We start from the raw sequence: 13,160 nt of genomic DNA, 5'->3' as shown, positions 1-13,160 counted from the left end.
ACCAGCAACATTAGGCAAGCCTAACCTAACACAATTGTTCGGATGCGCCGAGTGGTCGCGCCGATCTGCGACACCGTCAACTGACGGAAGGGCGACCGGCCGCAGCCGAGGGAGGACGGTGGGGGTCGACCAAATCCAACCTGGACGCAACGTTGCGTCCAGTGTTAGCGTCCAACCGATCCAGCCGAGACGCACCGTTGCGTCCACTCTCGCCGCGACCCCTGAGGAACCCCCATGCCATCCGCCCCGCAAACCCCGGCCGGCCCACTCGCCCGCGCCGCAGTCGCACTCGCCTTCTGGGTCACCATGGCCGGCACCACCGTCCCGACCCCGCTCTACCCGCTCTACCAACAGGCCTTCGGCTTCTCGCCGTTCATGGTCACGGTGATCTTCGCCGTCTACGCCGCCGGCGTCGTCGCCGGCCTGCTGACCCTCGGCCGGCTCTCCGACGCGATCGGCCGCCGCCCCGTCATCGCCGCCGCCCTGCTGCTCGCCGCGGCCGCCGCCGACCTCTTCGAGGTCGCGGACTCGCTGCCCTGGCTGCTCACCGCCCGGGTGGTCTCCGGCCTCGCCGCCGCCCTGGTCACCGGCGCCGCCACCGCGGCCCTGCTCGACCTCGCCCCGCCCGAGCGCCGGCTGCGCGCCCAGACCCTCGCGCTGGCCGCCAACATGGGCGGCCTGGCCGGCGGCACCCTGCTCTCCGGCACCCTCGCCGAGTGGGCCGGCTCTCCGCTGCGCCTGCCCTGGACGGTGATGCTCGCCCTCACCGCCCTCGCACTGGCCGGGCTCCTCGCCGTTCCCGCAACGGCACGGGAAGCCGCCCCCGGCGCCGCACCGACGGGCTCCGGCGACCGCCCCCGAAGCACCCCCGCCCGGTTCCGCCCTCGCCTCCAGCCGCTGCGCATCCCGGCCGGCATCCGCCCCGCCTTCGTACGCGCCGCGCTCGCCGGCGGTTCCGGGTTCGCCGTGCTCGGGGTCCTGACCGCGGTCAGCGGCCTCTTCCTGGCCACCGTCCTGGACCTCCACCACCACGCGCTCACCGGCCTGGTGGTCTGCCTGGCCTTCGCGGCCACCGCCGTCGGCCAGTTGCTCGCCCGCGTCCTGCCCAAGCCGCGTGCGCTGCCCGCCGCCTGCGCCGGCCTGGTGCTGGCCGCCGCGCTGATCGCCACCGCGCTGCTCACCGAGTCCCTGCCACCGCTGCTGCTCGGCGCCTGCGTCAACGGCCTCGCCACGGGCACCGCCGTCGGCACCGGCCTCGGCGCCATCAACAACGGGGTCGCCCCGCAGCAGCGCGGCGAGGCGGTCTCCACCTTCTTCGCCATCCTGTACGCGATGCTCTCGGTGCCGGTGGTCGGCGTCGGCGTCCTGATCCAGGCCACCGACCTGCGCACGGCGGGTGTCACGTTCAGCGCGCTGGTGGCCGCCCTGGCCGTCGCCGTCGCGGCCGGGCTGGTCCGGCGGCCGCGGAGCCCTCTCCCGTCGACCGCCCGCCCGGAAGAGGCATGAGAGGATGAGCCCGACCAGCACCCCCGGCCGGCTCCCGCACCGGCCCGCCCGTGAGGACCCCCGCACCATCGCCGCCCAGCCCCGCACCGCCACCGGCAGCAGCAGCGCGAACAGCAGCAGCCGCCGGAGCGAGGCCGCGCGCCTGGCGGTGCTCAACGCCGCCGATGACCTCCTGGTGGAGCACGGCTTCGAGGGCCTCACCATCGAGGGCATCGCCGCGGCGGCCGGCGTCGCCAAACAGACGATCTACCGCTGGTGGAAGTCCAAGGTCGACATCCTCTTCGACAACCTGGTGCTCGACGCCGGCCCCGCCCTCGCCTGGCCCGAAGCCCCGTCCGACCGGACGGCCGACTCCTCTGGCTCCGCCGACTCCGCCGGGGCCTCGGGCCCCGACGACCTGCGCGCCTACGTCCACCGCTTCGCTGCCTTCCTCGGCGAGGCACCGGCCGGCCGCGTCCTCCAGGCCCTCCTGGGGCACGCCCAACTCGACGCCCGTACGGCGGAGTTGCTGCACGGCGGATTCCTCGACGGGCTCCGCGCCCGCGATGTCGCGCACACCGGCGCCGCACTCGGCTGCTCCGAGGACGAGGCCGCCGTACTGCTCGACACCCTCCTCGCCCCGCTCTACCACCGCGCTCTGGTGCTGCGCCGCCCGCTCGACACCGCGTTCGTCGACGCACTGCTCGACCAGCACCTCCCGCGCTGAGCGCGGCACCTCCCGAACTCCCTGTCACCCGGCCCGTGTTCACTTCCGGGCCCTACTCTGGAGTCATCATGTTCCGACGCCCCCGGCCGACCTACGACGTCGAGGTCATGGCGGTCACCCCGCTGACCTCCGCCCTCACCAGGATCACCTTCACCGGCCCCGGCCTGTCCGACCTCGCCGTCGAACACCCCACCCAGTGGGTCAAGTTGGCCGTTCCCGAGAGCCCGTCCCGGGCCACCACCGCGACCCCGGACTCCCAGGCCTCCCAGGAATTCAAAGTCTCCCGCGCCTACACCATCCGTCACCACCGCCCCGCCGAGCGCGAGGTCGACATCGACCTCGTCCTGCACGGCAACGGCCCCCTCGCCCGGTGGGCCGCCGCCGCCCGCCCCGGCGACCGCGCCCGGATCGCCGGCCCACGCGGGCGCCGCCCTTCCTTCGACGGCGCCGGCCACGTCCTTCTCGCCGCCGACGAGAGCGCGCTGCCCGCCGCGCTCACCGTCCTCGAACAACTCCCGCCCGGGGTGAGGGTGTCCGCCTACTTCGAGATCGCCGGACCGGCCGACACGCTGCCCCTGCCCGCCCGCGCCGGACTCACCGCGGCGTGGCTCCCCCGTTCGTCCGCCCACCCCAAGGGGCACCTCCTCACCGAGACGCTCCTCGCCACCGACCTGCCGCCCGGCACCACCGCCTGGCTCGCCGGTGAGGCCGGCGCCGTCGCCACCGTCCGCCGCCACCTCCTCACCGACTGGTCGCTCCCCCGCGACCGCGTCCACGCCAAGGGCTACTGGAAGCGCGGCGAGGCCGACCACAAGGGCTGAGAGCACCCCGCACCACCCAGCCGGCTCGCTCACCCGGCCGGCTCGCTCACCCGGCCGGCTCACCGGCGCGCAGCCGGCCGAGCCCTCCGCCTCACGGCCCGGACACAGGCGATGAGCAGATCCACCGCCGACAGCAGCACGGTCAGCACCGAACGCACCGTGACGGCGAACAGTATCTGGATCCGGTTCCACACCATGACGACCTCGCTCCCTTCCGGCCCCGACCGGGCCACCGGCGCGCGCGGCTCCGCGCGTACTGCTCTCAACCACTGTTCCCGAACGGGGACTTGACGAGACTGCCGACCGGCCGTCACCCCCGCCCGAGGCACTCTCCGCGCCGTACTCCGCACACACGGAACACGAAATCCGGCCGGGGGCACCCACGCCCCCGGCCGGTACTCGCGCGACCGGCCGTCAGGGCGCGATCGTCACCTTGAGCCCCGCCCCGCGCTCCAGGACCTCCAGGGCATCGGCGAACCCGTCCAGGGAGAACGTGTGGGTGATCAGGTCGTCCACCCGGACGGTGCCGTCGGCGATCAGCTCCAGCGCACGGGCGTTCTGGTCCGGGCCGGAGGAGTTGGCGCCCATGATCATGAGCTCGCGGTAGTGCACGAGGTTGGCGTCGACCGCGGTCATCGGAGCGCCCTGGGGCAGCCCGCCGAAGAGGCTGATCCTGCCTCGCCGCGCGGCGTACCGGACGGCCTCCTCCTGGGCGGGAACGGAGGCCGAGGCCGTGATCACGACGTCGGCGCCGAGCCCGTCGGTGAGCCGGAACACCTCGTCGGCGACGTCCGTGTCCGCGGCGCAGATCACCCCGTCCGGCTCGACCAGCTCGGCGGCGCGGGCCAGGCGCTCACGGTTGAGCTCGACCAGGAACACCCGGGAGGCGCCCCTGGCGCGGGCGAGCCGTGCGTGCAGGCAGCCGATCGGCCCCGAGCCCACGATCACCACGTCGTCCCCGGGGCCGACCCCGATCAGCTCCTGCCCGTTGAGCACGCAGGCGAGCGGCTCCGCGACGGACGCCTCGGCGAAGCTCACGCCGTCCGGGATGCGGTGCACCCCGCCCACGGCGACGACCTTCTCCGGGACGACCATGTACTCGGCGAACCCGCCGTCGTAGTGGTAGCCCATCGCCTCGAAGTTCGGGCAGACCGTCATCCGCCCGCGCCGGCACTCGTGGCAGTGCCCGCACGGGATGGCGCCGATCACCTGGACCCGGTCGCCCACCGCCCAGCCCTCGACGCCGCGGCCCAGCTCGACCACCTCACCGGCGATCTCGTGGCCGAGCACCCGCGGCGGGTCGATCCGGTGGTTGCCGTACCGGTAGATCTTCAGATCGGTGCCGCAGAGCGAGGTGTTGCGGACCCTGAGCTTCACCTCGCCCGGACCGGGCGCGGGCTCGGGCGAGTCCTCGATCAGGATCTTCTCGGGAGCGTAAAAGCGCGCAACCTTCACTTCGCTGACTTTCTCGTAGGGGAACAGTGCGAGGTGCCCGGAGGCAGGGAGTGCGGGTGGGACGCGGGCGGACGCCGCGGTCGCGGGTGGGACTCGGGCTGACGCCGGGGTCGCCGGGTCAGCTCGCCCCGGGTGCGGCGCCGGCCATGGCCCCGAGCCCGAGCAGGCCCTTGGCGCGGTCCACCACCGCGGCGGTGCTGACCCCGAACTCGGCGAGCACCTCGTCGCGGGGGCCCAGGGGCAGGAACGCGGACGGCAGCGCGATCTCCGCCGTGCCGGGCCGCCCGCCGGGGGCGCCCGCACGGTCGGCCTCCGCGAGGTGGGTGAGCAGGTCGGCGTAGAGGCCGGAGCCCGCCGCCAGGTCCTCGACGGTGATGACCGCCCGGTGCCCCACCGCGTCGGCGAACACCTCGCCGACCGCCGGCCGCAGCCGTACGACCTCCCACACCGTGGACGAGATGCCGTGCTCGCGCTCCAGCTCGCTCGCCGCGGACATCGCCGTCTGCACCATCGCCCCGTGCGCCAGCAGGCAGAGATCGCTGCCGCGGCGGCGCAGCAGGGCGCTGGTGCGGGCGCCGTCGGGCTCGTCCCGCAGGGGCTTCCACTTCGCGTACCGGACCACCGTCGGGCCGCTCTCGCGGGCGACGGCCGAGTGGAGCAGGTCGGTCAGCTGGGCGCCGCTGGTGGGCGCGTAGATCTCCAGGCCGGGGACGGTACGGAGCAGCCCGACGTCGTAGATGCCGTGCGACGAGGCGCCGTCGCCGCCGGTCACCCCGCCCCGGTCGACCACGAAGGTGACCGGGAGCCCGTGCAGCGCGACGTCGTTGACGACCTGGTCGAGTGCGCGGGTGAGGAAGGTGGCGAAGACCGGGAAGACGGGCCGGCAGCCCTGGCTCGCGAGCCCGGCGGCGAGGCCGACCGCCAGCTGTTCGCAGATCCCGACGTCGTGGTAGCGCTCGGGGAAGCGGCGCTGGAACTCCAGCAGGCCGAGGCTGTCCGGCATCGCCGCGGTGATCACGTGGACGCGGGGGTCCTGTTCGGCGAGCTCGCACAGGGTGCCACCGAGCACGTCGCCCCACGACCGGCTGCCGAGCGGGAGCTGCGCGAGCTCCCCGGCCGTGGACGGGCTCCCGGCCGCGGCCGTCCCGCCGACCTGGTGCAGCCGCATGACCTCGTCGTCCTCGGCCTCGGACCAGCCGAGCCCCTTCTGGGTCCGCACGTGCACCACGACGGGTCCGTCGGTGTCCGCCGCATCCGCGAGGGCCGCCTCCAGCTTGCCGAAGTCGTGGCCGTCGACCGCGCCGATGTAGCTGAACCCGAGTGCGGTGAAGAAGAGTTCGACGTTGCGCTGGTCGTCCGGTCCGCCGGTCTCGGTGTCGCAGGGCTCACCGAGGGTCAGCCGGCTCATGGTCCTCGCGTAGGACCTGCCGTTGTCGTTGTAGACGATGACCACGGGCTGCCGGCGCACGCCGATGGCGTTGATGGCCTCGTACGCCACGCCTCCGGTCAGCGCACCGTCGCCGATGACCACCACCGACCTGGTCCCACGGGCCAGGGTGATGCCGAGCCCCCAGGCCGGCCCGGTGGAGGAGTGACTGTTCTCCATCACGTCGTGCGGGGATTCCGCGCGTGACGGGAATCCGGACATCCCGGTCCGCCGGCGGAAGTCGGCGAAGCCGCCGGCACGCCCCGTCAGGATCTTGTGGGTGTAGGCCTGGTGGCCGATGTCGAAGATGATCGGGTCGTCGGGGGAGCGGAACACCCGGTGCAGGGCGATGGTCAGCTCGACCACGCCGAGGTTTCCCCCGAGATGCCCGCCGGTCCGGTTGACCTCCGCGATCAGGAAGCTCCGGATCTGCGCGGCGAGGCGCTCGCACCCCTCCGTGTCCAGACTGCGGACCGCCTCCGGGGTGAGGCCGGTCAGATCGAATTCGGTATCGGATCCGGTAGCGAATTCAGTGTCGTTGCCCTTGCCGCCAGGCGCAGCCACGAGGAAATCCTTTCACGAGAGAAGACACCGCTACTTCAGCAGCGTCAGCTGGATCCGGACATTCGTCTGCTGGTAGTCCACGACCGTGTCGCGCAGCCGGCGCAGATACTTGAGGTAGAGGTCGAAGTTCTGCTTGCGGGGCAGTTGCACCAGCAGGCTGCTGAACTTCAGGATGTCGGCGAGCGCGGCGTCCATCCGGCCGATCTGGTCCCGGATCTCACCGCACAGCTCCTCGCCGAGGGCCGCGCTGATGGTCGGCTCGCCGAGCAGGTAGTGCAGGTAGTGCTGGACCGGCTGGAACCGGTTCTGGACGTGCTTGTTCAGACGGGACTGGTCGTTGAAGAGGACGGCGCCCGCGGCGAGGATCTCGTCGGCCCGGCGCTCCCAGTCGGCGATGAGCCGGTCGATCCCGTCCACACCGACGACCACCGGGGTGACGTACCGGCTGAGCCGTCCGTCGTACAGGCGCAGTCCGAACTCGGCGAACACCGCGCGGAACGCGTCCAGCGGGGCGAGGCCGACCAGTCGGTCGATGACGGCCGAGGGCCGGATCTCGGTGACGGGGACGAGACCGTCCTCCGTGTAGGCGAGGCTCTCGGTCAGCTTGGCGAACGGAACGGGCTTGCGGTCGGCCCGGAAGTTCGGGTCCGGGCTGGTCTTCGTGTAGTAGACGGTGTCCTCGTCGTCGATGTCCACGACGAGCCACTCGGTGAGGTACGGCGTGCCGTCGGTGTGCACCAGGGACACCAGCAGGGCCACGTGCGAACCGGCCTCGACGGCGGTCCGGATCTCCTTGGCCAGCTGCTCCCGGGGGACGTCGCGCTCGCTCCAGGAGTCCCGGCAGACCAGCTCCATGAAGCCGTTGTAGCGGCTGATGATCGGCACGTCCCCGGTGACCTCGAACTGCCAGTCGTAGCAGCGGTCCATGAAGAGCAGGGGGAACGCGAGCGAGTCGCGCAGGATGCAGTAGCGGTGGAAGACGTGCCGCTCGTGGCACACGTAGTACTGGGACCGGTCGAGCTGCACCTCACGGCGGGCCTGCTCCGAGGCGGTCATGGCGACGTCATTCGTCTCGGTCACCGTCACTCCTTCACTGTGGGTCGGCGGATTCACCAGGGCGGTCGGAACGGAAAAGAACGGCGGACGGAACGCGGAACGGAATCCGGCAACCACGGCAGGAGGACCGGCCGCTACGCGCCGGAGATTCCATTCGGCATTCCGGGCCGGCAGTCGGGGAGAAATGCGCAACAGGGCGGGGACGCGCTGCCGGTCAGACCGTCCGGGCCGCTTCGTCGAGCGCACGCAGAGCCCAGTCGGAAACGCTGAGGCTGGCCTGCTCGGCCGCGGCCCGCCAGAGTTTGACGCGGTCGGCGGTGATTTCCAGTTGCAGGTCGATCTCGCTGTCCCGGACCGGGCCGGCCTCTCCGGTTGCGCCGCCCGGCCCGCCCTCGTCCGCGGGCGCGTCGGCGGCCCCCGCGCGCTCATTGAGGCTGGCCCGCACCTCGGCGCGCAGGCGATTGCGCGACCATCCGTGATCCTCCGCCTTGCGCAGCCAGTAATCCTGCTCGGGATCGGCCAGCGAGGCAACCTCCGCGTGATGGCCGAAGCTGAGCGCGTCCCGCCGGCGGGACAGCGGGAATCGCCGGGCAACCCAGGCGTAGTTCCGCAGGGTCTGGTAATTCAAGGAACAGGTCTCGACGGCCTCGCGGTAACGGCCGTTGTAGGCCGTCTCGCCGTGCACGAGCCAATCGCCTAGACACCATGCGGACGACGCATATACCGTCGACAGGAGGCGGCCCATGAGGACCCATTTTTCGTATGGCAGCCGGTTCGGCAGATCGAGACCGGTCCGCGGAATCGAGATGGCGCCGGCCTCGGCCGCCGGCCCGAATTCCACCAGCTGTTTCTGTGACTTTGCCACGTCAGCGGCTGCGGCAACAGCGACTGTCATGCTTTCTCCTCGCAGCGGAACCCGCGATGTGCAGGACGATAGACGTCCGCGCGAAGTCGGCCGGCGAATTCTGGGACGTGCACGGCCCGCGGACGGCGGAGAAAAGTCAGGCTGCTGCAGGCACCATGATCACTGTTTCCCCCGTAATCATACGCTGTTCACCTGAAGTTTGAATTGCGTTCCCCGTAATGACATCTTGATCATGGCAGGACAACCCCAGAGGGTCAAGAGTTCGAGACTCCGGGGGCCGGCCCCGGACAAAACGGCGGCTATGTCCGAATTGAGGGCGATCGCAACGCTGGCGAACCCTTTCAGCGGTGAATCACGTTGCCGTGGGGACGGCCCGGGCCGCGCCCGCCGCACGACCTGCTCCCGCCGCACCCACGGTCGCCGCCGAGCTGTAGGTGCCGGCGGACTGGTCGTACGGCTGCGCCAGGCCGGCCCGCGCCGCGACCGTGCTGTAGGTGCTGGACGCGGGCGTGTACGCCGGGTCGGTGATGATCTCCCCGGCCAGGATGTCGTCGATCTGCCGCATCGTCGCCTCGTCCAGGCGGACCCCGGACGCCGCGGCGTTCTCCCTGACCTGGCCGGGGCGCGACGCTCCGACGATGGCGGCGGAGACCGCCGGGTTCTGCAGCGTCCAGGCCACCGCGAGCTGGGCGAGCGTCAGCCCGGCCTCCTGCGCGACCGGCTTGAGGCGCTGGACCTTCCCCAGGATCTCGTCGGCCAGGAAGTACCTGATGAAGTTGGCGCCGTGCTCGTCGGTGGCCCGCGAGCCGGCCGGCGGGGCGGCCCCCGGCAGGTACTTGCCGGTCAGCGCCCCCTGCGCGATGGGCGAGAAGACCATCTGGCCGACGCCGTGCTGCCGGCTCATCGGGACGACCTCGGTCTCGATCACCCGCCAGATCATGTTGTACTGCGGCTGGTTGGAGACGATCCGGTCCAGGCCGAGATCCTCGGCGATCTTCATGGCCTCGGCGATCTCCTCGGCCCGCCACTCCGACACCCCGATGTACAGGACCTTGCCCTGCCGCACCAGGTCGTCGAACGCGCGCAGCGTCTCGGCCAGGGGGATCTCGTGGTCGTAGCGGTGCGCCTGGTAGAGGTCGATGTAGTCGGTGCCCAGGCGGCGCAGCGAGGCGTTCGCCGATTCGATGATGTGCTTGCGGGAGAGCCCGCGGTCGTTGGCGCCCGGCCCGGTGGGCCAGTAGACCTTGGTGCAGATCTCGACGGACTCGCGCCGCACACCGGCCAGTGCCTTGCCCAGGACTTCCTCGGCCTTGGTGAGGGCGTAGACGTCGGCGGTGTCGAAGGTGGTGATCCCCTCGTCCAGAGCCGCGGAGATGCACTCCCGTGCGCTGTCCTCCTCGATCTGCGACCCGTGGGTGAGCCAGTTTCCGTAGGCGATCTCGCTGACCTTCAGGCCGCTGCAGCCGAGTTGACGGTATTCCATGCCGATTCCTAGCTGACCGGTGTGCGTTCCACCGCTGCGCCCCGCCCGGAGGTGAACAGGGCGGAGCGGGGCGGGCAGCTCAGTAGACGATCTCTATCGTTTCCTCGAAGCTCTTCAGGAGCTCCGCCAGGGTGGGGCCGCCCGGTACCTCGCGGTGGCGGCCCATGATGTTGCAGAAGTAGTCCGAGATCAGGTCACCGTCCGGGTGGAGGTGGTGGCCCGGCTCCTTGAAGCAGACGCAGAGCAGGACGTCGTCACGGTCGCGCACTTCGTCCAGGCCCTCGATCGCGCGGATCATCCCCGATCCTCGGTAGGGCACGTTGTACCAGAAGTAGGTGGTGTCCCCAAGGGTTTCCGCCGCCTCCGGACGCGAGGGCCCCGGCTGCCGGAGCGCCGGCTCGGTCCGCCGGTCGAACTCCTCCCGGCCGTCGCAGACCAGGCTGAGGTACATCGCCCGCATGAGGTCGGCGCCGCGGGCCCGCTGCGCGAGGTCGTAGAAGATCCCGCCGGCCCCGGGCCGGGCCGCCGCCTCCAGCACGTAGGGGGTGCCGTCGTGGAACCGGACCTCGGTGTGTGTGGGGCCGTGGGAGATGCCGAGGGCGCGGACGGCGTCGTGCGTCAGGTCGATGACGACCCGGCGCAGCTCCTCCGGCATCGACGGGTCCAGCGTGTAGAGCCGGTCGGGGAAGTACTGTCCGAAGGAGACCTGTTCGGGGTTGTTCGCCAGCAGGAAGTCCGCGGCCGGCTCACCGTCGAACCAGACGGTGTCGACGCTGTACTCGTGTCCTTCGAGGCACTGCTCGACCAGGAACCCGGCGCCCGGCACGCCCTCCTGCGCCATGGTGGTGGCGTTGAGCAGGGCGATCTTGCGGACCTGTTCCAGCAGTTCGGCCTCGGACTCGACCCGCCGGACGCCGCAGCTGGCGAACCCGTGCGTGGGTTTGACGATCGCGGGGTACGCGACCTTCGCGAGGTCCAGCCCGGCACGGGAGGTGCAGTACGTGCCGCGGGGTGTGCTGACCCCGGCCGCCTGCCAGATCTCCTTCATCCGCGCCTTGGAGCGGGCCGCGCTCGCCGACGTGACCGGGTTCCGGCCCACGCCGAGGGCCTCGGCCACCGCCGCCGTCGCGATGACGTACGGCTCCTGGTTGGTGAAGGCGGCGACGGCCGGCTCGCCGGCGCAGGCCGCCGCGATGGCCGCTGCCACCCGCTCCGGGTCGTCGCGCACGTCGAGCCGGAGCGAGGGGATGCCGGCCGGCGGCTCGGCGCGGGCGGAGACGAACAGCAGCCGGTCGCCCTCGGCCGCGGCCACCGGCTGGAGCGCCCGGGTGAAGTAGTCGGTCGTCTCCACGCAGACGAAGGTCCGGTTCACGACCGCTCCCCCGTGATCCGCCCGGCGTTCGCGGCGACGCGGTCGGCGAGCGCGGCCAGGTCGGTGTCCCCGCGCTCGGTGAGCAGGAAGGCCAGCCGGTCGATGCCGAAGCCGATGCACAGGGTGGATGCGGCCAGGCCGCGCTCGTCACGGATCCGGAAGGCGTCGGAGAAGTGGCTGCCGTGCTTGTTGAGCGAGGCGCTGGCGACCTTGCGGCCGAGGGTGTGCGAGCGGACGGCCAGCTCGATCTTGCTGTCGGAGACGAGCTGCGCGAACAGCTGCGCGCCGGCGCCGTCGCTGAAGAACATGTCCGAGGCCGTCTCCAGGGAGAAGTCCAGACCCAGCAGGAGCCCGGTCATGGCCATCAGGTCCAGCAGTTCGCCGTGCATCCGCGCCACCGGCGCGGCCCCGCCGACCACGACGCCCTCGCGCATCCGGAACTCGTACAGCCGCTCCTGGTTGTTCAGGTTTCCGGACTCGTCCCGGAAGACGGAGCCGCCCACCGTCATCACGAGGGCCTCGTCCTCGGCGAAGACCTGGTCCTCCAGGAGCCGGTAACAGTGCAGGCAGGCCGCGGGGTTGAGGAGGTCGCGCGGGGCCTTCAGGTAGTCGAGCACCTGCCGGTCCGCACCCCGTTCGCCCTTCTCGGCCGACCCGCGCCAGAACGGCAGGAAGTCCTCGAACAGGTCGGGGTCGTTGCTCACCGGTGCCACGAAGCTCAGGTGCTGGCAGCCGGTCTCGAAGTATCCCGACCGGTCGACGACCGAGCTCGGGATCAGCGAGGGGATCAGCAGCTCCTCCGCGTCGTACGCCTCGGCGATGCAGCGGTTGGCGAAGCGGTCGAGCGCCGCCAGCAGCGCCGCGCTCTCGTGCCCGTACACGTTGACGCCCGAACGCAGCTCCGCGGCACGGCCGGTGACCGCCCGGCGCCCCGGCCGCCGCGCCACCCGGCGCAGCTCCTCGGCGAAGGCGGCCGCCGCGCTGCCCAGAACCTCCGAGGGGAACCGGGCGGGGCGGGCGGCGAGCCAGGTCTCGACGGAGGCCTGGTCGCCGGAGTCGAGCAGGGTCCTGGTCCGCACGCCGCGGGGGATCGCCCGGAACCGCTCCAGGATCAGCTGAACGGACCGCTCCAGCTTCTCCCGGGGCACGTCCCCCTCCGACACGACCGTCAGCTCGTCCGTGCCGAACTCCACCGCGCTGATCCGGGGAAAGTAGAAACGCAGCTGTGTGGTGAGCGTGTCACGCACCGCCGGCTGTCCGACAGCCGCCTTGATGGTGGTCCTCAGCGTGTCCATCGGATCAGCCAACTCCCAGGAATTCCTTGACCCTGCCCAGCGTCGACACGTCCGACAGCTGGAAGGCCTCGTAGTCGATCTCCTTGCCGAACTCCGTCTCCATCCTGACCACCAGCCCCATCACGGCCATGGATTCGAGTCCGAGCTGCGTCAACGGGGCGTCCTGGTAGGCGTCGTACTGGTCGCAGACCAGGGTGACGGTCTCCTCCGGCAACAGCCCGCTGAACAGCGTACGGATCCATTGGTGGTCCATCGGCGGGGCCTTTCTCGTCCTGAGCTGCCGACGGACAGGCAGGCGCCGACCGTCGGGGGAATGATCCTTCGGCGACGAATACTCTCAGCCACCGCCCGTACCGCGGCAAGAGATCGTCCGGCCACCGCCCGCTCCGCCACCGACCGTTGACCGGCCCGACCTCCCCGGGTAGTCCTGCCGCTCGCCGCGGGTGTCCCGCCGGCGGGACGCCCGCGGCGGGCGGCTCTCCCGCCGCGGCCCCGAGGGCAGACTCCGGCCCGAGGTCTCTGTTAACCTGCCCGGCGAGGTCTGTCCTGGCCGCCCGCGATCACCCGCGGGCCCGGGAAATCCGGATGCCGATGGTCCGTCAGAAACCTAT

The 13,160-nt window shown here is 71.5% G+C and carries 12 protein-coding genes; 3 read left to right on the top strand and 9 right to left on the bottom strand.

All coding sequences use genetic code 11. The features are described from left to right. Nucleotides 1–234: 234 nt before the first annotated feature. The 3 genes from ACZ6NC_RS11620 (at nucleotide 235) to ACZ6NC_RS11610 (ending at nucleotide 3,033) form a co-directional block, all read left to right on the top strand. Nucleotides 235–1,506, top strand: coding sequence for an MFS transporter (locus tag ACZ6NC_RS11620; RefSeq protein ID WP_465731434.1), 1,272 nt, complete (start codon nucleotides 235–237; stop codon nucleotides 1,504–1,506). 4 nt (nucleotides 1,507–1,510) lie between these two features. Beyond that, entirely contained in the window at nucleotides 1,511–2,212 is a 702-nt protein-coding gene (locus ACZ6NC_RS11615; protein ID WP_465731432.1) for a TetR/AcrR family transcriptional regulator, read from the top strand. Nucleotides 2,213–2,280: 68 nt separating this feature from the next. Beyond that, the gene (locus tag ACZ6NC_RS11610; protein WP_465731430.1) at nucleotides 2,281–3,033 is read left to right on the top strand and encodes a siderophore-interacting protein; all 753 of its coding nucleotides are present in this window, start codon (nucleotides 2,281–2,283) and stop codon (nucleotides 3,031–3,033) included. Nucleotides 3,034–3,092: 59 nt separating this feature from the next. Here ACZ6NC_RS11610 and ACZ6NC_RS11605 read toward each other — a convergent pair whose 3' ends face one another. The 9 genes from ACZ6NC_RS11605 to ACZ6NC_RS11565 all read right to left on the bottom strand — a co-directional run bounded on the left by ACZ6NC_RS11605 (nucleotide 3,093) and on the right by ACZ6NC_RS11565 (nucleotide 12,802). Then, nucleotides 3,093–3,230, bottom strand: coding sequence for a hypothetical protein (locus ACZ6NC_RS11605; protein ID WP_465731428.1), 138 nt, complete (start codon nucleotides 3,228–3,230; stop codon nucleotides 3,093–3,095). A gap of 217 nt (nucleotides 3,231–3,447) precedes the next feature. Continuing rightward, nucleotides 3,448–4,488 (bottom strand): zinc-dependent dehydrogenase, encoded by a 1,041-nt coding sequence (locus ACZ6NC_RS11600; RefSeq protein ID WP_465731426.1) that lies wholly within the window; start codon nucleotides 4,486–4,488, stop codon nucleotides 3,448–3,450. Nucleotides 4,489–4,606: 118 nt separating this feature from the next. Next, nucleotides 4,607–6,478 (bottom strand): 1-deoxy-D-xylulose-5-phosphate synthase, encoded by a 1,872-nt coding sequence (locus ACZ6NC_RS11595; RefSeq protein WP_465731424.1) that lies wholly within the window; start codon nucleotides 6,476–6,478, stop codon nucleotides 4,607–4,609. Between the two features lie 30 nt (nucleotides 6,479–6,508). Beyond that, the gene (locus ACZ6NC_RS11590; RefSeq protein WP_465731422.1) at nucleotides 6,509–7,558 is read right to left on the bottom strand and encodes a hypothetical protein; all 1,050 of its coding nucleotides are present in this window, start codon (nucleotides 7,556–7,558) and stop codon (nucleotides 6,509–6,511) included. Between the two features lie 190 nt (nucleotides 7,559–7,748). Then, nucleotides 7,749–8,429: an LmbU family transcriptional regulator gene (locus ACZ6NC_RS11585; protein WP_465731420.1), complete on the bottom strand. Its 681-nt coding sequence runs from the start codon at nucleotides 8,427–8,429 to the stop codon at nucleotides 7,749–7,751. Nucleotides 8,430–8,751: 322 nt separating this feature from the next. After that, a complete protein-coding gene (locus ACZ6NC_RS11580) occupies nucleotides 8,752–9,882 on the bottom strand; it encodes an aldo/keto reductase family protein (RefSeq protein WP_465731418.1) in 1,131 nt (376 codons plus the stop codon). A gap of 79 nt (nucleotides 9,883–9,961) precedes the next feature. Then, nucleotides 9,962–11,254, bottom strand: a complete 1,293-nt coding sequence (locus ACZ6NC_RS11575) for an ATP-grasp domain-containing protein (RefSeq protein WP_465731416.1) — start codon at nucleotides 11,252–11,254, stop codon at nucleotides 9,962–9,964. Continuing rightward, on the bottom strand, nucleotides 11,251–12,549 hold the full coding sequence (locus tag ACZ6NC_RS11570; RefSeq protein ID WP_465731414.1) for a class-II aminoacyl-tRNA synthetase family protein: 1,299 nt from the start codon (nucleotides 12,547–12,549) through the stop codon (nucleotides 11,251–11,253). The genes ACZ6NC_RS11575 and ACZ6NC_RS11570 overlap by 4 nt, the downstream gene beginning before the upstream one ends. 4 nt (nucleotides 12,550–12,553) lie before the next feature. After that, a complete protein-coding gene (locus tag ACZ6NC_RS11565; protein WP_465731412.1) occupies nucleotides 12,554–12,802 on the bottom strand; it encodes an acyl carrier protein in 249 nt (82 codons plus the stop codon). Nucleotides 12,803–13,160: the final 358 nt, after the last annotated feature.

Source organism: Kitasatospora sp. NPDC041988 (assembly GCF_055588525.1).
Note: the sequence above shows the minus strand (reverse complement) of the source record. Positions and strands in the feature narration are given on the sequence as shown.